22 protein-coding genes and 1 tRNA gene are annotated in these 21,372 nt (G+C 74.3%); 17 read left to right on the top strand and 6 right to left on the bottom strand.

The genetic code is table 11. The annotated features are described in order from the left end of the window. Entirely contained in the window at positions 1–672 is a 672-nt protein-coding gene (locus FHX75_RS12195) for a hypothetical protein (protein ID WP_154939487.1), read from the bottom strand. 139 nt (positions 673–811) lie between these two features. On the opposite strand from FHX75_RS12195, the gene FHX75_RS12190 reads away from it, so the two are divergent. The 11 genes from FHX75_RS12190 (at position 812) to FHX75_RS12140 (ending at position 10,216) form a co-directional block, all read left to right on the top strand. After that, complete coding sequence (locus FHX75_RS12190; protein ID WP_154939485.1) at positions 812–1,144, top strand: PadR family transcriptional regulator; 333 nt, start codon at positions 812–814, stop codon at positions 1,142–1,144. Further along, on the top strand, positions 1,141–2,184 hold the full coding sequence (locus FHX75_RS12185; protein WP_154939483.1) for an HAAS signaling domain-containing protein: 1,044 nt from the start codon (positions 1,141–1,143) through the stop codon (positions 2,182–2,184). The genes FHX75_RS12190 and FHX75_RS12185 overlap by 4 nt, the downstream gene beginning before the upstream one ends. A gap of 107 nt (positions 2,185–2,291) precedes the next feature. Continuing rightward, complete coding sequence (locus FHX75_RS12180; RefSeq protein WP_154939481.1) at positions 2,292–2,807, top strand: LppU/SCO3897 family protein; 516 nt, start codon at positions 2,292–2,294, stop codon at positions 2,805–2,807. Positions 2,808–3,032: 225 nt separating this feature from the next. Further along, entirely contained in the window at positions 3,033–3,719 is a 687-nt protein-coding gene (locus tag FHX75_RS12175) for a dienelactone hydrolase family protein (protein ID WP_154939479.1), read from the top strand. Next, the gene (locus tag FHX75_RS12170; RefSeq protein WP_342798581.1) at positions 3,712–4,452 is read left to right on the top strand and encodes a uracil-DNA glycosylase; all 741 of its coding nucleotides are present in this window, start codon (positions 3,712–3,714) and stop codon (positions 4,450–4,452) included. Before FHX75_RS12175 ends, FHX75_RS12170 begins: the two co-directional genes overlap by 8 nt. Before the next feature lie 20 nt (positions 4,453–4,472). Further along, positions 4,473–5,216: a DUF4129 domain-containing protein gene (locus FHX75_RS12165; RefSeq protein WP_154941936.1), complete on the top strand. Its 744-nt coding sequence runs from the start codon at positions 4,473–4,475 to the stop codon at positions 5,214–5,216. Between the two features lie 34 nt (positions 5,217–5,250). Beyond that, entirely contained in the window at positions 5,251–5,838 is a 588-nt protein-coding gene (locus tag FHX75_RS12160) for a hypothetical protein (protein WP_154939477.1), read from the top strand. Further along, positions 5,838–6,845, top strand: a complete 1,008-nt coding sequence (locus tag FHX75_RS12155; RefSeq protein WP_154939475.1) for an AAA family ATPase — start codon at positions 5,838–5,840, stop codon at positions 6,843–6,845. Before FHX75_RS12160 ends, FHX75_RS12155 begins: the two co-directional genes overlap by 1 nt. Next, on the top strand, positions 6,842–8,221 hold the full coding sequence (locus FHX75_RS12150) for a DUF58 domain-containing protein (RefSeq protein WP_154939473.1): 1,380 nt from the start codon (positions 6,842–6,844) through the stop codon (positions 8,219–8,221). Before FHX75_RS12155 ends, FHX75_RS12150 begins: the two co-directional genes overlap by 4 nt. Further along, on the top strand, positions 8,218–8,778 hold the full coding sequence (locus FHX75_RS12145; RefSeq protein ID WP_154939471.1) for a hypothetical protein: 561 nt from the start codon (positions 8,218–8,220) through the stop codon (positions 8,776–8,778). Before FHX75_RS12150 ends, FHX75_RS12145 begins: the two co-directional genes overlap by 4 nt. A gap of 103 nt (positions 8,779–8,881) precedes the next feature. Continuing rightward, positions 8,882–10,216: an NAD(P)/FAD-dependent oxidoreductase gene (locus FHX75_RS12140; RefSeq protein WP_154939469.1), complete on the top strand. Its 1,335-nt coding sequence runs from the start codon at positions 8,882–8,884 to the stop codon at positions 10,214–10,216. A gap of 63 nt (positions 10,217–10,279) precedes the next feature. On the opposite strand, the gene FHX75_RS12135 is transcribed toward FHX75_RS12140, so the two are convergent. Further along, positions 10,280–12,115, bottom strand: coding sequence for a hypothetical protein (locus FHX75_RS12135; RefSeq protein WP_154939467.1), 1,836 nt, complete (start codon positions 12,113–12,115; stop codon positions 10,280–10,282). A gap of 101 nt (positions 12,116–12,216) precedes the next feature. Here FHX75_RS12135 and FHX75_RS12130 point away from each other — a divergent pair. The 4 genes from FHX75_RS12130 to FHX75_RS12115 all read left to right on the top strand — a co-directional run bounded on the left by FHX75_RS12130 (position 12,217) and on the right by FHX75_RS12115 (position 14,501). Next, a tRNA-Leu gene (locus tag FHX75_RS12130) sits at positions 12,217–12,297 on the top strand. Positions 12,298–12,403: 106 nt separating this feature from the next. Further along, positions 12,404–13,225 (top strand): Bax inhibitor-1/YccA family protein, encoded by an 822-nt coding sequence (locus FHX75_RS12125; RefSeq protein ID WP_154939465.1) that lies wholly within the window; start codon positions 12,404–12,406, stop codon positions 13,223–13,225. Between the two features lie 161 nt (positions 13,226–13,386). Further along, on the top strand, positions 13,387–14,142 hold the full coding sequence (locus tag FHX75_RS12120; RefSeq protein ID WP_154939463.1) for a Bax inhibitor-1/YccA family protein: 756 nt from the start codon (positions 13,387–13,389) through the stop codon (positions 14,140–14,142). A gap of 38 nt (positions 14,143–14,180) precedes the next feature. After that, a complete protein-coding gene (locus tag FHX75_RS12115; RefSeq protein WP_154939461.1) occupies positions 14,181–14,501 on the top strand; it encodes a hypothetical protein in 321 nt (106 codons plus the stop codon). Between the two features lie 4 nt (positions 14,502–14,505). Here the strand turns inward: FHX75_RS12115 and FHX75_RS12110 are convergent, their stop codons facing one another. From FHX75_RS12110 to FHX75_RS12095, 4 genes are all read right to left on the bottom strand, one after another. Then, a complete protein-coding gene (locus FHX75_RS12110) occupies positions 14,506–15,987 on the bottom strand; it encodes a CYTH and CHAD domain-containing protein (RefSeq protein WP_154939460.1) in 1,482 nt (493 codons plus the stop codon). Positions 15,988–16,027: 40 nt separating this feature from the next. After that, complete coding sequence (locus FHX75_RS12105) at positions 16,028–17,290, bottom strand: acetyl-CoA C-acetyltransferase (RefSeq protein WP_154939458.1); 1,263 nt, start codon at positions 17,288–17,290, stop codon at positions 16,028–16,030. A 99-nt stretch (positions 17,291–17,389) separates the two neighbouring features. Then, a complete protein-coding gene (locus FHX75_RS12100) occupies positions 17,390–18,193 on the bottom strand; it encodes an SGNH/GDSL hydrolase family protein (protein WP_154939456.1) in 804 nt (267 codons plus the stop codon). 97 nt (positions 18,194–18,290) lie between these two features. After that, positions 18,291–19,340 (bottom strand): SGNH/GDSL hydrolase family protein, encoded by a 1,050-nt coding sequence (locus FHX75_RS12095; RefSeq protein WP_154939454.1) that lies wholly within the window; start codon positions 19,338–19,340, stop codon positions 18,291–18,293. A 182-nt stretch (positions 19,341–19,522) separates the two neighbouring features. Between FHX75_RS12095 and FHX75_RS12090 the strand changes: the two genes are divergently transcribed. Both FHX75_RS12090 and FHX75_RS12085 read left to right on the top strand, forming a co-directional pair. Then, a complete protein-coding gene (locus FHX75_RS12090) occupies positions 19,523–19,879 on the top strand; it encodes a YkvA family protein (protein WP_154939452.1) in 357 nt (118 codons plus the stop codon). A gap of 76 nt (positions 19,880–19,955) precedes the next feature. Then, positions 19,956–21,326, top strand: coding sequence for a cystathionine beta-synthase (locus tag FHX75_RS12085; RefSeq protein ID WP_154939450.1), 1,371 nt, complete (start codon positions 19,956–19,958; stop codon positions 21,324–21,326). Positions 21,327–21,372: the final 46 nt, after the last annotated feature.

Below are 21,372 nucleotides of genomic sequence, written 5' to 3'. Positions count from 1 at the left end.
TCACTGCGACGGCTGGCGCGTCCAGTCCGACCAGTGCCCGCGCCCGTCCCGGGAGCCGCCCGACAGCGAGTCGGCCCGGTCCGAACGATCGGGCCAGTTTGCACCGCTGGTCCGAACCAGCTCCGGCTCCGGCGTCGGGTGTGGCGTGTTCAGGCCGAGACCGTCCACGCCCAGTGGGCGGTCCCGTCCCGCTGCGGGCGGGATGATCTCGTCCGGTACCAGCGCGGCGGGTGCGTCGGCGGCGGGCTGCGGCCAGCGCTGCCAGCGGCGGATGCTCACGACCCCGACGAGTAGCAGCGAGCCCACCAGCAGGGTCGTCCCGGTCCGTACGGGGGCCGCCAGGTCGATCTGGTGACCGCTCACGGTCAGTTTGTGGTCGAGCAGTCTCATCACCGCGGCCGGGCGGATCAGTAGGCCCAGGTAACTGGCCGAGTAGACCAGCCCGGTCAGCGCCGCGCCCAGCGGGGAGATCCGGAGCGTGGCGATGAGCCCGAGCAGGATCCCGGCAGCCGCCAGCACCAGGGCGGGTTGAACGAAATCACTGCTGTCCAGCGCGCCGCCATCCTGTGCGTTGGCGAACGCCTGTGCTGACCGGTCCTGGCCGAGGGCGAACAGGATCCAGGCCAGCGGACCCACGACGGCTGCGGTGATCACGGTTCGGATGTGTCGCATCCGGGCAAGGTACCGATCTTGATCGTGGATCAGCAGGCCCGCTAAGCGAAACTTAATTCGCAGGCCGGGCCTGGGACAGGGCCCGGGCGAGGCGGAGTGTTCTTGACGGTACTACGCAATCCGCACTACTCTCGAATCCGTGGATACCACACAGCTCCTGAAGGGTGTGCTCGATCTCGCCGTGCTCGCCGTGCTCAAGGACGAGGACGGCTACGGTTACGACATCCTGCGCCGGCTCCGCGAGGCCGGTCTCGACGAGGTCGGTGACGCCTCGGTCTACGGCACGCTGCGCCGGCTCTTCGGCGCCGGCCTGCTCACCACGTACGTGGTGCCCAGCGAGTCCGGGCCGCACCGCAAGTACTACGCGTTGAACGCCGCCGGCCGGGATCAGCTCACCCGCTCCGGCAAGACCTGGCGCTCGTTCGCCACCACCATGGACAGACTGCTCGACGATCGGGGGATGGCGGCATGACCGTCACTGGGCAGGAGATCACGGACTACGTGGAGCGGGTGCGGGCCGCGCTGGCCGACCTGCCGCCGGCGGTCCGCGAGGAACTGACCGAGGACCTGCCGGAGCATCTCGCCGAGGTCGCCGCCGAGTCCGGCGGCTCGTTGGTCGAGCGGCTGGGCGAGCCGGAGGCGTACGCGGCCGAGTTGCGCGCCGCGGCCGGCGCGGGCGAGCGGTCCGCCGGCCGGCTCGGCCTGGAACAGCGATTCGGCGCCGTCGCGGGCCGGGTCCGCGTCCGGCTGTCCGGCCTGGACACCCGGCTGGGCCCCCTGCTCGGGTACGCCTCGGCGAGCGAGTTCCTCCGCCTGCTCCGCCCGGCGTGGTGGGTGCTGCGTGGTTACCTGGCGGCGTCGCTGCTGGGCGCGATGACCGGCGCGCCGCTGGCCGTGGTGCCCCGGGTGGGCAGCAGCGCGATGGCCGGCCTGGTGCTGCTGGTCGGCTGCGTGCTGGCCTCGATCTGGCTGGGCCGCCGGGCCGGCGAGCTGCGCCGTTGGCCGCGCTTCCTGCTGCGCGCCGGCACCCTGGTGCTCGTCGTCTTCGCCCTGGCCGCGCTGGTGCAGGTGGACGAGCGGGCCCGCTGGCACGGCGACTACGGCTACGACCCGATCTCGGTGCGCAACCCGTACGACGAGGTGCAGGACGTCTTCGTCTACGACAGCGAGGGGCGGCTGGTGGAGAACGCCCGGCTCTTCGACCAGAACGGCACCCCGATCCGGTTGGGCTGGCCCTCCTGCACGGACCCGGCCCTGCCCGACGTCAACCCGGTGCAGCGCGGCTACCCGTACTGCCCGGAGCAGGCGCCGTTCCGGCCTCGCCCGCCGGCCCAGGTGCCGGTCCCGCCGGGCACCGCCCCGACGACCGCCGCACCCTCGGCCACCGCGACGCCGACCGGTGCCGCGCCGACGCCGACGGTGAGCGCACCGGCGCCGACCGGGGGCGCACCGGGCCCGACGGTGACCGCGCCGGCCGGGCCGACCGCTCCGGCGCCCGTCCCGACGAGCTGAGGATCGATCCTGGGAAATAGCTGAACGGATGAGGGGAACGGGACAGCGCATCTCGATCTTGGTGGCTACGGTGTCGTCTGCTCGTCCACCCCTCGGAAGGATCCTCAGTGTCAGAGCAGGTAGCACCGCCCTCCGCGCCGCAGGCCGCGCAGCCCGAGCAGCTCGCGCAGCCCGACCCGGCCCCGCAGGCCGACGCGGCTCCGCAGGCCGATGCGGCCGCGCCAGCGGCGAAGGGATCCGGCGGCCGCAAGGCGCTGGCCATCATCGGCGCGGTGGTCGTGTTCCTGGTCGTCGCCGGCCTCAAGTTCGGCCTCGGCACAGCCATCGGGAGCTTCCTGAACTCCGACGAGACCGCCGAGGCCAAGGCCGGTGACTGCATCGCCGAACTGCCCGCGGTCACCGGCACCGAGGGGCGCTCGGTCAGCAGCGCCGAGGTCGTGAAGTGCACCTCGACCGAGGCCGTCTACACCGTGGTCGGCCGGGTGGAGGACCAGACCGAGGCGCAGGCCAAGAGCGGTCAGGCCTGCGAGCAGTACATCAAGGCCGGCGAGGACGGCTACGTCTTCTACAACATCGCCCCGGGCGGCAAGGGCTACCTGCTCTGCCTCACCAGGAAGGCCTGACCGGCCGGGACCACGAGGGCCGGATCGGCCTCGGCACGACCGTCGGACGGCGGCGCGGGAAGCCCCCGCGCCGCCGTCGTCGTACGCCGGTTCACCATGCGGTGAACGGGAGGTATATGCCACTGTTCTCGCGTCTTCCCGGCGCGCTCACGGCGTGGCAGGCTACCGGCACGTAGGACCACTGGGCGACCAGCCAACGATGACTGACCGCTAGGAGGACGGCCGATGGGCGAGATGGTGAGCTACGCCAGCAACGGTGGGACGAGCGAGGGGTATCTCGCGATACCCTCCGGCGGTGCGGCCAGCCCCGCGGTCATCGTCATCCAGGACTGGTGGGGTCTGGTGCCCCACATCCGGTCGGTCGCGGACCGCTTCGCCGAGGCGGGCTTCGTCGCCCTCGCCCCGGACTTCCGGCACGGTCAGCCGGCCAGCAAGCCGAGTGAGCCCCGGCAGATGCTGAACAGCGCGCAGATGGACGAGGCGGCGGCGGACATCGCCGTCGCCGCGGACTACCTGGCCGGTCGTCCCGAGGTCACCGGCAAGGTCGGCTGCGCGGGGTTCTGCGCCGGAGCCAGCCTGGCCCTCTGGGCGGCCACCCGCTCCGAGCGGATCGTCGCCACCGCCGCCTTCTACCCGCGGCTGCCGTGGGAGGCGATGCGCTCCGAGTGGAGCGACTACGCCGGCAAGGCGGCGGTCATCCACTGCTCCGAAGCGGACGGTCTCTCCGCCGCGGACGGCGTACAGACCGTCCGCCGGGCCATCGAGACGGCCGGCGGCACCTGCCAGACCCACGACTACCCGGGCACCGCGCACGCGTTCTTCAACGAGGACCGGCCGGAGAACTTCGACCAGCGGGCCGCCGCCACCGCCTGGGCCCGCACCCTGGAACTCTTCCGGGCCAAGCTTGGCTGAGCCCCGTACCCCCGCAGAGGTGGTCGCCCGCGCCGCGCGGGCGACCGACCTGGCCGACCTCGACGGCGCGGTCAGCAACTGCTTCGCCTGCCCGCGCCTGGTCTCCTGGCGGGAGGAGGTCGCCCGGACGAAGCGGGCGGCCTTCCGCGAGCAGCACTACTGGGGTCGCCCGGTGCCCGGCTTCGGCCCGTCGGACGCCCGGATCGGCATCCTCGGGCTGGCCCCGGCCGCGCACGGCGGCAACCGCACCGGTCGGATCTTCACCGGCGACCGGTCGGGCGACGTGCTCTTCGCCGCCCTGCACCGCGCCGGCCTGGCCAACCAGCCGACCAGCGTGGCCGCCGACGACGGGCTCACGCTGCGGGACACCCGGATCTTCGCCGCCGTGCGGTGCGCGCCGCCGGACAACAAGCCCACCCCGGTCGAGCGGGACACCTGCGCGCCGTGGCTGCACCGCGAGGTCGGGCTGATCCGGCCCACCCTGCGCGTCGTGGTCGCGCTGGGCGCCTTCGCCTGGGCCGCGTGGTGGCCGGTGCTGCGCGACGTGTACGGCGTCCGCCCGCCCAGCCCGCGACCGGTCTTCGGGCATGGGGCACACTGGTCCGGGACGGCCGCCCCCGAGCTGCTCGGTTGCTACCACGTCAGCCAGCAGAACACCTTCACGGGACGGCTGACACCATTGATGCTGGACGACGTGTTCGCCCGGGCGAAGCAACTCGCCGGGGTGGACTGAGGCTGCGTGGGGCGGTGGCGATGGACCTCGGCGTGCTGCGCAGGTGGTGGCCCGTCCTCGCGGTGACCCTCCTGCTGGCCGCCGCGGCGCTGGCCGCCGGGCACTCCTCGATCGGCGCGAGCCGTATCCCGCCCGCCGCCAAGCAACTCCCGTACGTCCCGGACTATCCCTCCGCCGCGCCGGCCCCCTCCATTCCGATCGAGCCGCGCGCCGGTGCCGAGCGGACTCAGGCTGACATCCCGCAGTGGATCGCGACCGCGGCGATCGTCCTGCTGGGCCTGGCCATCCTGCTCGCCCTCGGCTACCTGGCCTGGACGCTGATCCGGGGCGCCCTGCGCCGCACCACCCGGGCCGTCCCGGCCGCCCGGGCCCGGCGCACCGCCGAGGGCACCGCCCGCGAGGTGGTCGCCGCCCTCGACGCCGGCCTGGTCGAGCTGGACGACGCCGACACCGACCCGCGCACCGCCGTGATCGCCTGCTGGGTACGCCTGGAGGAGGCCGCCACCGAGGCCGGCGTGCCACGGCGTACCGGGGACACCCCGACCGACCTGGTCACCCGGCTGCTGCGGGGCGACCCGGCCGCCGGGGTGCCCGCCATCGCCAGCGCCGACGTGCTGGACGGGTTCGCCCACGTCTACCGCGAGGCCCGGTACGCCACCCACACCGTGGACGCCCGGATGCGCGACCAGGCCCGGGCGGCGCTGCGCCGGCTGCGCGGCGAACTGACCGCCCTCGCCACCGCCGTCGAGGAGGTGCCGGCGTGAACGCGCGACCCGTCGAGCCCCGGGCGGTGCGGTCGTGACCGAGCGCACCGGCCTCGACGACCTGCTCACCTTCGAGGAGGAGCCGCCGCCGCGCGCCGGCCGGCAGCGCGGCGGGCGGGGCCGGGCGGTGCTGCGTACCCTCGCGGTCGCCGCCGCCGTCACCGCGGTGGTCCTCGCCGTCCTGCGCGCGGTCGGCCTTCAGGTCTCGATCTGGATCGTGGTGGCCGGCGTGCTGGCGGTGCTCGCCGTCCGCCGGGTCACCGCCGGCCTCGCCCCGCCGCCCCCGCCCCGCGCCGGCGGGCGCGTCCTTGGCGGTGAGGAGCCCGACGCCTGGAACTGGGGCGCCCGGGACGCCCTGCGGACCGCCATCAACGGGTGGGAACGGCCGCTGGACTGGTCCTCGGGCAACCGGGAGCGGTTCACCGAGCGGATCCTGCCGCGGCTGGGCGAACTGGCCGACGAGCGGCTGCGCCAGCGCCACGGCCTGACCCGCGAGTCCGACCCGGCCCGCGCCCGCACTCTGCTCGGGGAGTCGCTGTGGACGTTCCTCAGCACCCCCTCCCGCCGCCCCCCGTCGCCGCGCGACCTCGCGGCGATCGTCGCCGAACTGGAGAAGATCTGATGAACGACGTGGACCGCATCATCCCCGCCTCGGAGGTAGGCCACCTGGCCCGGGCGGTGCTGGACGCGGTCGGTCAGGTCGTGGTCGGCAAGCGGGAGTCCCTGGAGCTGGTCCTCGCCGGCATCCTGGCCGGTGGGCACGTGCTGCTGGAGGACCTGCCCGGCCTGGGCAAGACGCTGACCGCGCGGTCCTTCGCGCAGGCCCTCGGCCTGGACTTCCGCCGCCTCCAGTTCACCCCGGACCTGCTGCCCGCCGACGTCACCGGCTCCTTCCTCTACGACCAGCGCAGCGGTGACTTCTCCTTCCGCGCCGGCCCGCTCTTCACCAACCTGCTGCTCGCCGACGAGATCAACCGGACGCCGCCGAAGACCCAGTCGGCGCTGCTGGAGGCGATGCAGGAGAAGCAGGTCTCCGTCGAGGGCGTGACCTACCGGCTGGACGAGCCGTTCCACGTGCTCGCCACCGCCAACCCGATCGAGTACGAGGGGACGTACCCGCTGCCCGAGGCGCAGCTCGACCGGTTCCTGCTGCGGGTGTCGTTCGGCTACCCGCAGCGCGAGGAGGAGTGGGACGTGCTGCGCCGGCGGATGGCCCGCCGCCGCGAGGAGTCCGAGATCAAGCCGGTGGTGGACGCCGCCACGCTGCGCGCCATGCAGGCCGCGCTGGAGGACGTGGTGGTGGAGGACTCCGTCGGCCGGTACATCGTCGACCTGACCGCGGCCACCCGCGAGCACCCGTCGGTGCTGGTCGGCGCCTCCCCGCGCGGCTCGCTGGCGCTGCTGCTGCTGGCCCGCGTCCGGGCGGTCTTCGCCGGCCGCGACTACGTGGTGCCGGAGGACGTCAAGGAGGTGGCCGCCCCGGCGCTCGCGCACCGGATCACCCTGCGGCCGGAGATGTGGCTGCGCCGGGTCGATCCGTCCTTCGTGGTCGGTGAGGTGCTGGAGCAGACGCCCGCCCCGGCCAGCGGCGCGCTGCCCAGCTACGCGGCCGGCCGGCCGGGGCGCTGACGACCGTGCCCACCGACGAAGCGGCGGAGCCGACGGCGGGCTGGGCGCCCACCTGGGCGCTGGGCCGGGCGGTACTGCTCACCGGGGTGCTGCTGATCGCCGCCGTGCTGCTCGGCCGGGTCGACCTGGTCGTGCTCGCCGCGCCGTTCGCGCTCGGCACCGCGTACGCGCTGCGCCGCCGGCCCACCGGCGCGCCGCAGCTGGAGATCCTCGCCGACGACGCGCACCTGGTCGAGGGCGGCGCGATGGCCGGCACGGTCAGCGTCGGCAACCCGGACACCGTGGCGTACGACGTGGCGGTGGTACGGGCCCGCGTCTCGCCGTGGCTGCGGGTCGAGCGGGTCGGCTTCGGCGGGGCCGGCGTGGACGTGCGCCGCTCCGGCGGCGCGGACCGCCCCTTCGTCACCTCGATCCCCAGCGGCCGGGCCGTCGACCTGGAGCTGTCCGGCACCGCGCGGCGCTGGGGGCGGCACCCGATCGGCCCGGCCGGCGCGCGGGTCGCCGCCGCCGACGGGCTGCTCGTCTCCCGCGCGGTGATCACCGACCCGGTGCGGATGCGGGTCTATCCGGAAACCGAGCAGTTCGAGGCGGTGGAGGCGATGCCCCGGGCCGCCGGGCTGGTCGGCGCGCACCACTCGCGCCGCCCCGGCGAGGGCGGCGAGCTGGCCGGCGTCCGGGTCTTCGGGCCCGGCGACCGGCTGCGCCGCATCGACTGGCGGGTCTCCCTGCGGGCCCGTCAGCTGCACGTGGCGGCCACCCTGTCCGACCGGGACGCCGAGGTGGTGGTCCTGCTCGACGTGCTCGCCGAGGCGGGCCGCTCCGGCGGGGTGAAGGGCACCGCGTCCGTGTTGGACACCACCGTCCGGGCCGCCGCCGCGATCGCCGAGCACTACCTGCACCGGGGTGACCGGGTGGCGATGCTGGAGTACGGGCCGGCGGCCCGCCGGCTGCGCCCGGCCACCGGCCGCCGGCAGTACCTGACGGTGCTGGAATGGCTGCTCGACGTGCGGGCCGAGGCCTCCCCGCACGAGCCGTACGACCAGGTCTTCGGGCCGCAGGTGCTCTCCGCCGACGCGCTGGTGGTGGTGCTCACCCCGCTGCTGGACGAGCGGTCCGCACAGATGCTGGCCCGGCTGGCGCGGGGCGGCCGGTTCGTGGTCGCGGTGGACACGCTGCCCACCGACCTCGCCCCGCCCGGCGAGCGGGGCTGGGCGCCGGTGGCGTTCCGGCTGTGGCGGCTGGACCGGGACACGATGATCGCCCAGCTGCGCGAGCACGGCGTGCCGGTGGTGCGCTGGGCCGGCGCGGGCAGCCTGGACCAGGTGCTGCGCGACGTGGCCCGGCTGGCCACCGCCCCGCGGGTGGGTGCCCGATGAAGGCGGTCACGGAACGGGTGCGGGCGTTGCGGGCGGCGGCGAACCGGGTGAGCCTGGCGCCGCTGCTGGTGCGCGCCGGCATCTTCCTCACCGTGCTGGTCGGCCTGCTGCTGGCGTACCCGGTCGAGATGTTCTCCGCGCGGGCGTTGCTCGTCCTCACGGTGGTCGCGGCGCTGCCGGGGGTCGCCCCGCGCCGAGGGTGGCCGACCTTCGCCGCCCTGGTCACCGTGGGCGGCTGGGTGATCGCCTCCGCCGGGTACGACCGGCCGATCGCGCTCTGGCGGCTGCTCGCCGTGGCCGCCGCCCTCTACCTGGCGCACACCCTCTGCGCGCTCGCCGCAGTGCTGCCCTACGACGCCGTGGTCGACCCGGATCTGGTGCTGCGCTGGCTGAGCCGGGCCGGCGTGGTGATCCTCGCCACGGCCGTGGTCGGGGTGATCCTGGCCTGGCTGGGCGAGATCGGCGGGGGTGCCGGGTTTCAGGCGGCGACGGTGGCCGGACTGCTGGTGGCGGTGGGGTTGAGCGGGCTGCTGGGCTGGCTGCTGCGTCGCGGATAGCGGGACGGCTCCGGGACGTTGCGCAGGTCACAGGGGTTGTGCTCCGTCACAGAAGGGGGTCTCGGACGGGATTACCCGAGCCGCCCGGGGAAAGATAGATGACGTGAATCCGAAGCGGATCCTTGTCGTGGGTGCCGGGCACGTCGGCCTGTACGCCGCTCTGCGCCTTTCCAAGAAGCTGAGCTCCCGTGAGGCCGAGGTCGTCGTCGTCGACCCGCAGCCGCACATGACCTACCAGCCGTTCCTCCCCGAGGCGGCGGCCGGCAACATCTCGCCCCGGCACTCCGTGGTGCCGCTGCGGCGGGAGTTGCGCCGGTGCAAGGTCGTGGCGGGCGCGGTGACGCGGATCGACCACGACCGCAAGACCGCGGTGGTGCAGCCGATCAGCGGCCCCACCCGGGAGATCCCGTACGACCACATCGTGGTGGCCCCCGGTTCGGTCTCCCGGACGCTGCCGATCCCGGGCCTGCACGAGCACGGCATCGGGTTCAAAACCATCGGTGAGGCCATCTACCTGCGCAACCACGTGCTGGACCGGCTCGACGTGGCGGCCGCCACGCCGGACCCGGCGGTCCGTCGCTCGGCGCTGACCTTCACCTTCGTCGGTGGTGGTTACGCCGGCATCGAGGCGCTCGCCGAGATGGAGGACATGGCCCGGGACGCGCTGCGGTACTACCCGGAGCTCAAGCCCGAGGACATGCGCTGGGTGCTGGTCGAGGCGACCCAGCGGGTGCTGCCCGAGGTCGACCGGGACATGGGCGCCTACACCGTTCAGCAGCTGCTCAAGCGCAACATGGACATCCGCCTGGACACCCGGCTGGAGTCCTGCGTCGACGGCGTGGTCAAGCTCTCCGACGGCGACACCTTCCGCTCCGACACCATCGTGTGGACGGCCGGCGTGAAGCCGTCGCCGATGCTCGACGCGACCGACTTCCCGCGTGACGAGCGCCGGCGGGTCACCTGCCTGCCGACGCTGCAGATCGTCGACGGCGACCGGGTCGTCGAGGGCGCCTGGAGCGCCGGCGACTGCGCCGCCGTGCCGGACCTGACCAAGGAGCCGGGCAACTACTGCTCGCCGAGCGCCCAGCACGCGGTGCGGCAGGCGGCCCGGATGGCCGACAACATCGCGAACGTGATCCGCGGTCGCGAGCCGGTCAACTACAAGCACAAGCACGCGGGCAGCGTGGCCAGCCTCGGCCTGCACAAGGGCGTCGCCCAGGTGTACGGCGTGAAGATGACCGGCTGGCCGGCCTGGTTCATGCACCGGACGTACCACATGAGCCGGATCCCGTCGTTCAACCGCAAGGTCCGGGTCGTGGTCGACTGGTCGCTGGCGTTCTTCCTCAAGCGTGAGGTGGTGGCCCTCGGCCAGCTGCACGACCCGCGCGAGGAGTTCGCCGAGGCGTCCCAGCCGGTCGGCGCCGGCCGCCCGGTCTGATCCCGTTCACGACGAAGGCCCCCTCCCGGCACGGGAGGGGGCCTTCGTCGTATCGGGGGCCGGTCAGACCCGCCAGGTCCAGGCGTCGGCGATCCGGGTGCCCGGGCCGTAGAGCTGCACCAGGGTGCGGCGCAGGCTCTCCGCGTGCGGGGCGTCGTCGGTGACCGCCACGCAGGAGGCGCCCCAGAAGTCGGCGTCCGCCCGGGCCTGCCGGCGCTGCTCGTCACCGATCACCGGCTCGTCACCCCGCCGGGCCACGTCGGCCAGCAGCGCCGAGGTGGGCTGCTTGTAGGTGCCCATCGCGGCGGTCCCGTCCCGGCCGTACGGGCCGATGAAGAAGCCCTCCGGGATGCCGAACGCCCCGTCGGCCGCCGCCGCCCAGCGCATCGGCCAGGGCTCCTTGGGGGTGGCGGCCGGCACCGGCACCAGCACCCCGCCGGGGCGTACGCACTCGCGCCAGTGGCCGCCGGTGATGAACTCGGGCAGCGCCGGGCGGTCGGTCGTCGGCAGGGGAGCGGGAAAGACGGTGAGCAGGGCCGCCCCCACCGCGGCGGGGACCAGCCGCCGGCCCCGACCGGGCTTCCGCAGCGCGCGGTCCACCGCGAGCACCAGCAGCGTCGCGGCCAGCGGCAGCAGGGTCAGGCCGAACCGCATCGGCAGCGCGCCGTCGATCACCGGCAGGCCGGCGAGCAGCGCGTACGGCCCGGGCACCGCGGTGCGGGTGCCGTCGAGCACCACCTCGGGGCCGAGCGACAGCGCGCCCATCGCCAGCGCGCCGGCGACGCACGCCACCACCACCGGCCGGCGCCCCAGCCAGAGCGCGCAACCGGCGGTGACCAGCAGCAGCGGCAGGCCGAGGAAGGTGTTGTACTCGGCCGGGCCGGTGGTCAGCCGGGCCGACGAGTCGCTGCCGACCACCGACAGCGGGGAGATGGTCCACCAGCTGCGCAGGTCGGCCGAGAAGTAGTGCGGGCTGAACATGCCGTCGGCCACGCCCTGCGGCCCGGCGAACTGGAACCACAGCGGGTAGCCGAGGACGAGCAGGGACAGCCCGGCGGCGAGCATCAGGCCGCCGGCGAAGCCGGGCAGCGCCCGGCGCAGCAGCTCGCGGTCCGTCAGCGCGTACGCCACCGTCATCACCAGCAGGGTGACCGCGGTGAGGAAGAGCACTTCCTCGCCGATGAAGACCTGCGCGGTGACCGCGGCGGCCAGGCCCAGCGCCGAGGTGACCAGCCGCCGCCGGTCCGGCCCGTCCAGCGAAGCCCGGCCGGGGTCGGCCGCGCGGAGCATTCGCACGACCAGCCAGACGATCACCGGCACCAGCCACTGGGCGGTCATGTGCAAATGGCTGTTGGACTGGGACACCATGCCCGGGCCGAAGCCGCACAGACCGGCGCCGAGCGCCGCGGCGAGCCGGTGGGCGCGCAGCGTACGGGTGTAGAGCAGGTACCAGGCGACGGCGGTGCCGGCCAGGTTCACCCCGGCCAGCAGGGCGAAGGTGACCGGCGCGCCGAAGAGCAGGGTGACCGGGGCGAGGAGCACGCCGAGCGCGATGACCGTGGTGTTGGTCATCAGGTTCACCCCGTCCGGGCTGTTGAGCCGGTCGGTGAGCAGGCCGAAGTCGCCGAGCACGGCCCGCGAGTCGACCGCCAGGAACCACTCGTAGAGGGTCTGGTCCGCCGGGTTGAGCGCCAGCACCCGGCCGCTCGGGTCCGGCCAGAGGCCCTGGGTGAGCCAGCCGGCGAGCAGCGCGAACGCGAGGCCGACGAGCAGGCCGGTGCGGTGCCGGGCGACGGACGCCCGCCAGCGGGTGGCGCGGGATCCGGGGGTGGCCGGCTCGGCGAGGCCGACAGCCAGGTCGGGGTCGGCGTCGGACGCCGTACGGGCTGCGCTGGTCACGGGCTCGACCCTAGTGCGGCACCCGTGACGGGGTACGCCGGGTCGCCGGTGAACGGTTACGGTGACACTGCACCGCGCGTGTCGGCGCGCCGGTGCCGCCCGCCCGGGTGGTGGAACGGCAGACACGGCCGCCTTAAAAGCGGCTGCCGAAAGGCGTGCGGGTTCGACCCCCGCCCCGGGCACACTCAGCTTTCCCTCAGCCCGCGCACGGGCGCGCAGGTCGCTGGATGCGTTTACTCTTGTAGGGCACGTCGTGCGTGCGATGACCCCCTGAGGGAGGCCTGAGAAGTGAAGACCTCGAACCCGGTGCTGGCCCGGCTCGGCCAGGCGGCCGAGCGGGAGCGTTCCGCCGGGTACGCCCCGCCCGGGCAGTACGGCTACGGCCAGCCCGGCATTCCCCAGCAGCACCCGGGCCAGCCCGGCTACCCGGTGGCCCCGGCTGCCGGCACCATGACCATCGACGACGTGGTCGTCAAGACCGTCGCGCTCCTGGGCATCCTCGGCGTCTCCGCCGCGGCCGCCTGGGTGCTGGTGCCGGACAGCCTGATCTACACGGCCTGGATCGGCGCCGCGATCGTCGGCGTGGTCCTCGGCCTGATCATCTCCTTCTCCCGGATCGCGAACCCGGCGCTGGTCGTCGCGTACGCGGTGGTCGAGGGTGCCTTCGTCGGTCTGGTCAGCAAGGCGTACGAGACCGCCTACGAGGGCATCGTGCTCCAGGCCGTGGTGGCCACCTTCGGTGTCTTCTTCGTGATGGCCATGCTCTACAAGGCGAAGGTCATCCGGGCGACCCCGAAGTTCGTCAAGGGCATGATCGCGGTGATGGCCGGCCTCTTCGCCGTCATGCTGATCAACTTCGTGCTGGCGGTCTTCTTCGACATCAACACCGGCCTGCGCGACGGCAGCCCGCTGGCCATCGGCTTCAGCCTGGTCTGCATCGTGGTCGCGTCGCTGAGCTTCGTGCTCAGCTTCAAGGAGGTCGAGGACGGCGTCCGGATGGGGCTGCCCCAGCGCTACTCCTGGACGGCCGCGTTCGGCATCGTGGTCAGCCTGGTCTGGCTCTACCTGGAGCTGCTCCGCCTGATCAGCTACTTCCAGGGCGACGACTGACCGTCGGAGCCCTTGGCGCCCGCCACCGCGATTCGCGGCGGCGGGCGCCGTCGTCTGCGCAGCCGGTCGCGGCCGTATCCCGGCCCGGCCGTTTCCCCGCCGCCGGCGGGCCGTCCGGGGGAGAGTGACACCAGGGGGTACGGCTGGCGAGGAGGTGGCGGGTGCGCAGCGCCAACCCGGTCCTGGACCGGCTGGACGACAGCAGCCGGGAGCACCGGCTGCCCGGTGCGGGTGGCGCGGAGGCGGTGACCGTCGACGACGTGGTGGTCCGTACCGTCGGGCTGCTGCTGCTCACCGGCGCCACCGCGGCGGTGGCCTGGGTGGTCGTGCCGCAGGCGGTGTGGGTCCCGGCGGCGCTGGCCGGCACCGCCCTGGCCGGCATCGCGCTGCTCCTGGTGATCTCGCTGCGCGGCATCACCCACCCGGTCCCGATCATCGGGTACGCCCTGCTCCAGGGGGTGCTGCTCGGGGTGGCCAGCCGGGCGTTCGAGGCGGTCTACCCGGGCATCGTCGCGCAGGCGGTGGTGGGCACCTTCGGGGTGTTCCTCGGGATGGCGGTGCTCTACCGGGCCCGGCTGGTCCGGGCCACACCCCGGCTGGCCCGCCTGGTGATCGGCACGCTGATCGGGCTGCTCGCCGTCAGCCTGGTCAACCTGGTCTTCCGGCTGTTCACCGGCCGGCAGGGGGTGGAGATCTACAGCATCTCCGGCCAGGTCGGCTGGCTGCCGTACGTCTTCTCGGCGGTGGCGATCATCGCCGGGGCACTCAGCTTCATCCTCGACTTCGACCAGGTGGAGCGGTCGGTCCGCACCGGCCTGCCCCGCCGGTACGCCTGGCTCTGCGCGTTCGGGCTGCTGGCGGGGCTGATCTTCCTCTACTGGCAGATCCTGCGGCTGCTGAGCTACCTGCGCCGCTGAGCGGGCGCGGGGCGGGGCCGGCCGTAGACTCGGCGGCGATGAGCGCAGCGGAGTTGGACCGGGCGGTGGAGCTGCTGGTCCGTCAGGTGGGGCACTGGCAGCAGCCGCGGTGGGCGGCGATCGCCGAGGGGGGCAACGTGTCCCGTGCCGACCTGGTGCACCGGCTGGTGCAGGAGCTGGCCAACCTCGGCGCGGACGCCGAGGGAGAGCCGCGTCGGGGCGTACCCCGGTTGGACAACGACCTGGCGCTGGTCGACCAGCTCCGGGTGGTGGCGGCCGACCTGGTCGCGGCCGGGGCGCCGGACGCGACGCTGGCCCGGGCCGCCGCCGAGGTGGCGGCGACCCGCTCGGCGCTCTGACGCCTCACTTCTTCAGCCAGCGTCGTACCTTCCGCCGGCGGGCCCGGTCCCGGGCGGCGGGGAGCGCCCGCAGGTCCCGATCGGCCGCCGTGGCCTGCCGGGCGTGCAGCAGCCCGTAGGTGAAGGTGTTCTCCCCGTCGGCGTACGCGCGCAGCGCCTGGCGTCGCAGCACCTCCCGGGTGACCACCGAGTCGTGGTGCGTGCCGAGCAGGTCCTGGAGGTCCTTGAGCCGTTCCGCCAGGGCGGCGGCGGGCTGCCCCGCGTCCGGCTCGCGCACCTCGACGGCGTACCGGGCGGCCTTGTACGCCTTGCGCGCCTCGTGCAGCGCGACGTCCGTCTCCTGCGTCCGTTGCCCGTCGAGGGCCCGGTCCAGCCGGTCGTCGGCGCGGGTGACCGCCCGGCGGACCCGGCGGGCGATCCAGCGCGCGTCGACGGCACGGGCGGGCGGTGCCTCCAGCAGCCGGTCCAGTCCGGCCAGCAGCTCGGTGTAGCGGTCGGAGTCCAGCGTCCGGACCAGCTCGTCGAGGGCGGTGGCGAGGTCGGCGGCGAACCGCTCCGAGATGCGCGCCGCGACCGGGCCGAGGACCAGGTCGGCGGGTTCGGCACGGACGGCGTCGGTGAGCCGGGCGGCCATCACCTGCGCGTCGCGGACCGGCCCGAGCTGGCCGCCCAGCCAGCGGAGCTCGGCGCGCAGCGCCTCGCTGCGCGGACGGTCCCAGCGGCCGCGGAAGGTGCGCAGCGTGGCCCGCAGCCGCCGGACGGCGACCCGCATGTCGTGCACCGCGTCCTCGTCACCGTGCCGGGCCCCGGGATGGTTCGCGATCAGCACGTCGCGCTGGGTGAGGGCGTAGCGGGCGATCGGGTCTGTCGGAGCCGCGTCGGTGGCGGCGGCGAGCCGGCCGGCGAGCGCCCGGTGGGACTTGGAGACGGGAACCGGGCGGGCGCCCGCCTCGCGCAGCCGTGACTGCACCGCGTCGAGCAGCCGGTCGTCGCCGTCGACCAGCTCGACCTCGATCTCCCGCCACCCCTGCCGCTCGCCCGTGACCAGGTCCCGCCCGTCGACGGTGTCCTCGGCGACCTCGGCCAGCACCCGGCCCGCTGCGTCCAGCAGCCGTCGTTCCACCCGGTGGGTGGTGATCCGGGCCGCCGGTTCGACCGCCTGCCCGCGGGAGGCGGCCCGGAACAGCCCGACCAGTTCCGCCGGCGGGTCGAGCTCGTCCGCGCCGGCCGGGAACTGGTATTCGGTCCGGGCGCCCCCGGCCGCGCCGACCTTCAGGTGCCAGCCGGCGTCGTGGCCGCCGGTCCGCCGGCGCAACGCGAAGCCGCTGCGCGCCAGCCGCAGGTCCGGGGTGTCCACGTAGACCGCGTCCAGGTCGAAGGCGGTGGCGTCCGACATCGTCGCGACGCCACCGCACCCCGTCAGGTCCGGCAGCCGGAAGCCCTCGTCGGCGGAGTACTTGCGTTCCCGCTCCACCACCGTCGCCATGCGGATCCGATACCCGCGCGGACGACCGGCGAACCGGGGTTCAGCTGAGCCGCTCCAGCACCATCGCCATGCCCTGGCCGCCACCGACGCACATGGTCTCCAGGCCGATGGTCTTGTCGTGCCACTCCAGGGAGTTGAGCAGCGTGCCGGTGATCCGGGCGCCGGTCATGCCGAACGGGTGGCCGACGGCGATCGCGCCGCCCATCACGTTGACCTTCTCCTCCGGGATGCCGAGCTGCCGGTAGGAGGGGATCACCTGCGCGGCGAACGCCTCGTTGATCTCGACCAGGTCGACGTCGTCGACGGTCATGCCGGCCCGCTTGAGGGCCTGCCGGGACGCCTCGACCGGGCCGAGGCCCATGATCTCCGGCGACAGGGCGGTCACGCCGGTGGAGACGATCCGGGCCAGCGGGGTGAGCCCGAGGTCCTTGGCGCGCTGGGCGCTCATCACGATGACCGCGGCGGCCCCGTCGTTGAGCGGGCAGCAGTTGCCGGCGGTGATCCGGCCGTCGGGGCGGAAGACCGGCTTCAGGCCGGCGACGGCCTCCAGGGTGACCCCGGCGCGCGGGCCGTCGTCGGTGCTGACCACGGTGCCGTCCGGCGTGGTGACCGGGGTGATCTCGCGGGCCCAGAAGCCGTCGGCGATCGCCTTCTCGGCGAGGTTCTGGCTGCGCACGCCGAAGGCGTCCATGTCCTCGCGGGTCACGTCGTACACCTGGGCGAGGTTCTCGGCGGTCTGCCCCATCGTCAGGTAGATGTCGGGGAGCTGGCCGGCCTCGCGCGGGTCGGTCCACACCTGCGCGCCACCGGCCGCGCGGGCCTTGGAGCGCTCCTGCGCCTCGGCGAAGCGCGGGTTCTCCCAGCCGCCACCGACCAACGCCTGCGCCTCCGGCGGGAGGGCGTCGGAGTTGCCCCGGGCGTACCGGGAGACCGTCTCCACGCCGGCGGAGATGAAGACGTCCCCCTCACCGGCGCGGATCGCGTGCATCGCCATCCGGGTGGTCTGCAGCGACGAGGCGCAGTAGCGGGTGAGGGTGGCGCCGGGCAGGCCGTCGAGGCCCATCAGCGTGGCGACCACGCGGGCCATGTTGAAGCCCTGCTCGCCGCCGGGCAGGCCGCACCCGAGGTAGAGGTCCTCGACCTCGGTCGGGTCGAGCCCGGGGACCTTGTCCAGCGCGGCCTGGACGATGGTCGCGGCGAGGTCGTCGGGGCGGACCTCGCGCAACGAGCCCTTGAACGCGCGACCGATGGGGGAGCGGGCGGTGGCGACGATGACGGCGTCGCGGGACGACTCAATCGGCATGAGCCAACGTTAACTCGCCGGTAACTTGGCGCGGAAGCTGCCGGGGCGGCGGGAAATGTCACCCTGCCGCGGGCTCCCGCCCGCCCGTCCGCCGCCCGCTCAGTGGCGGGAGGCGCTGGTGGCCGCGGCGGCCACCGCCGGCAGCAGGGCGTGCGCCCAGACCCGGTAGCCGTCGGCGGAGGGGTGGAAGCCGTCGGGGCAGAAGGTCCCGGCGTCGGCGCGGAACACCGGCCCGGTCTCCGTGCCCAGGTCGACCACGCTGCCGCCGGCGTCGAGCACGGCCGCGGTCTGCGCCCGGGCGATCCGCCGGCCGGACCAGCCGAGCACCTGCCGCAGCGGCTGCGCGACGGCGCGGACCGCGCCCAGGTCCGGACAGGTGCCGACCACGACCTCGACCCGCGCGTCGCGCAGCCGGCGCACCGCCGCGCCGAGGTACGCCGCGGCCTCGCCCGGCCGGCGCATCGCGGTGGCGTCGTTGGCGCCGATCAGGATCACCGCCACGTCGGGGCGCTCGCCGAGCAGCGCCCGGGCCACCTGGGTGGCCAGGTCGGTGGCGCGGGAGCCGGAGACCCCCACGCTGGACAGGTGCACCTGCCGCCCGGTCGGTCCCTCGGCCAGCAGGTGGGCCAGTTGCCCGCCCACGGTCTCGTCGAAGCGTTCGACCCCCACGCCGAGCGCCGAGGAGTCGCCCAGCAGCACCAGCCGCAGCGGCGGGGCACCGGCCCGGCCGACCGTGGCGCGCAGCGCCAGGCCCAACTCCGGCTGGGCGTAGCTGCGGTTGCGGGCGGCGACGGCCTGCCCGGCGAGCACCGCCGCGCCGCCGATGGTGCCGGCGACCAGGGAGAAGGCCGCCGCCTTGCCGAGCCGGAGCGCCAGCTCCGCACCGATGCCGCGTTCGGTCATGACGGCACCTCCCCGTGCGGGACGTCGCGCCGGCAGGCGCGCTCCTGGCGGCGGTCGGCACGGGGCTCCGCCGCGCGGGGCCCGGTGGTTCGCTCGCTCATGCCGATCCCTCCAGTGTGGGTGAGTCGGTGGCGGGACCGGGTTGCGGCACCGCGCCGACGCCGAAGAAGGCCCGCCGGCGCAGGTGGGCCCAACGGCCGGCCGGCCCGCGGTCGCGACCCCGGACCTGGGTGCCGCTGACCTCCGTCCCGGCGTGCCGGGCCGCCTCCTGGGCGGCCTCCGGCAGCGACCGTACCCCCTCGCCGCGGACCGGCACCGGCCTGCGTTCCGCGCCGACGCCCAGCGCCGAGATCACGGTGGGCAGCAGCGCGGCGGCGGCCACCGCGTACCCCTCCGCGGACGGGTGGAACCGGTCCCAGGCGAACATCCGGGTGGGTTCGGCGACGAACCGGGGACCGAGCATGTCGCCGAGGGAGACCGTCCAGCCGCCCGCCTCGACCACCGCCACCGTCTGGGCGGCGGCCAGCTGCCGGCTCCACCGCCGGGCCAGCCAGCGCAGCGGCGGCTGGATCGGCTGGATCGCGCCGAGGTCGGGGCAGGTGCCGACGACCACCTCGCAACCGGCGGCCCGCAGCGCGCGGACCGCCTCGACCAGATAGCGCACCGCCAGCCCGGGCGGGGTGCGGTTGGTGACGTCGTTGCCGCCGATCAGGATCACCGCGACGTCCGGGTCGCACTCCAGCGCCGACTCGACCTGCGGCCTGAGCCCGGCGGAGAGCGATCCCACCACGGCGAAGCGGTGCACCCGGACCGGCCGGTGCAGCCGTCGGGACAGCCCGGTGGCGAGCAGCGCCCCCAGGGTCTCCCGGCGCCGGTGCACGCCGTAGCTGGCCGCCGACGAGTCGCCGAGCACCACCATGGTCAGCGGCCGGCCGGGGCACTTCGCGCCGTAGACGCCGTCGCAGCGGGGCGGGGGCGCCTCGGCCATCGGGATGGTGCGCCGGGCCTGGCGGGCCTGACCGAGCAGCACGCCGCCGGTCGCGACGAACGCCGCCGCGGTGGCGCCCGTGCCGATCGCCGCCATCCGGGCGATCTGGCGGGCGCGGTGCCAGCGCGGACCCGGTACGACGGAACCAGCCACCCCCATACCGCCACGTTATCGCGCCGGCCCGACACGCCGCTCTCCTCGGGCTGGCCGGTTCGTGCCTGGGAAGCGCCGCTTCTGGGTACCTGTCCGGTGACGGCGACGGCGACGGGCGCCGGAGGAGCAGGTCGCGGCGGGCTTGCGCACCCGCGTCACGCTGGTCGGGCGGAAAGGGGTCGGACAAGATGAGCAGGACGTTGAAGCGGAGCGCGGCGTTCACCGCGCTGTTCCGGGCACTGGCGGCGGGCGCCCGGGGCGGGCCCTCGCTGGGCGCCCGGCTGGCGGCGCTGCCCCGGATGATCAGGGCGACCGCCCGGGGCGAGTACGACGGCGGCCTCCGGCTGGCCATGATGACGGCGGCGACGGCGTACGTGCTGTCGCCGGTCGACGTGGTGCCGGAGCTGTTCCTGACCATCTTCGGCCTGGTGGACGACGCGGTCATGGTCACCTGGCTGGCCGGCAGCGTGCTGGCGGAGACCGAGCGCTTCCTGGAGTGGGAGGCGGGTCGCAGCTCCGTCATCCCCGGGCAGATGATCCCCTGACGGCACGTACCCTGGGCGACGAACGAAACGTCTGCCCGGCCGCCGGCGCCGGCGCCGCAACGAAGGGCACAACGAGGTGCAGTACTACGACAACGTCGTCGAGTTGATCGGCAACACCCCGCTGGTACGGCTGCGCAACGTCACCGAGGGCATCCAGGCCACCGTGCTGGCGAAGGTGGAGTACCTCAACCCGGGCGGTTCGGTGAAGGACCGGATCGCGCTGCGGATGGTGGAGGACGCCGAGGCCGCGGGCATCCTCAAGCCGGGCGGCACCATCGTCGAGCCGACCAGTGGCAACACCGGCGTCGGGCTGGCCCTGGTGGCGCAGCTCAAGGGCTACAAATGCGTCTTCGTCTGCCCGGACAAGGTCAGCCAGGACAAGCAGGACGTGCTGCGCGCGTACGGCGCCGAGGTGGTGGTCTGCCCGACCGCCGTCGCGCCGGAGGACCCGCGCTCCTACTACAACGTCTCCGACCGGCTGGCCCGGGAGATCCCCGGCGCCTGGAAGCCCAACCAGTACAGCAACCCGGCCAACCCGCGCTCGCACTACGAGACGACCGGTCCGGAGCTGTGGAAGCAGACCGAGGGCGGGCTCACCCACTTCGTGGCCGGCGTCGGCACCGGCGGCACCATCTCCGGCATCGGGCGCTACCTGAAGGAGGCCTCCGAGGGCCGGGTCAAGGTCATCGGGGCGGACCCGGAGGGGTCGGTCTACTCCGGCGGCACCGGCCGGCCGTACCTGGTCGAGGGCGTCGGTGAGGACTTCTGGCCGGAGACGTACGACCGGGGCGTCGCCGACGAGATCATCGAGGTCTCGGACAAGGCCTCGTTCGAGATGACCCGGCGGCTGGCCCGCGAGGAGGGCATGCTGGTCGGCGGCTCCTGCGGGATGGCCGTGGTGGCGGCCCTGGAGGTGGCCCGCAAGGCCGGCCCGGACGACGTCATCGTCGTGCTGCTGCCGGACAGCGGCAAGGGCTACCTGTCGAAGATCTTCAACGACAACTGGATGGCCCGGTACGGCTTCCTGGACAACTCGGGCACCGAGCCGACCGTCGCCGACGCGCTCGCCAGCAAGCCGGGCGGCCTGCCCGAGCTGGTGCACGTGCACCCCACCGAGACGGTCCGCGACGCGATCGACTACATGCGCGAGTACGGCGTCTCGCAGCTGCCGGTGCTCAAGGCCGAGCCGCCGGTGGTGACCGGCGAGGTGGCCGGCTCGATCGCCGAGAGGGACCTGCTCGACGCGCTCTTCACCGGGCAGGCGCACCTGCACGACACCATCGAGCGGCACATGGCCGAGCCGCTGCCGATGATCGGCGGCGGGCAGCCGGTGAGCGAGGCGGTCGGCCTGCTGGAGAAGTCCGACGCGGCGCTGGTGCTGGTCGACGGCAAGCCCAAGGGCGTGCTCACCCGACAGGACCTGCTCGCCCACCTCGGCGCGCGCTGACCCGACGACGTACCGCGGGGCCTCCTCCTGTCGGGGGGAGGCCCCG

Origin of the sequence: Micromonospora palomenae (genome assembly GCF_007829925.1) — a bacterium.
GTDB lineage: Bacteria > Actinomycetota > Actinomycetes > Mycobacteriales > Micromonosporaceae > Micromonospora > Micromonospora purpureochromogenes.
The sequence above is the reverse complement of the archived record's forward strand: the minus strand, read 5'-3'. Positions and strand labels throughout refer to the sequence as shown.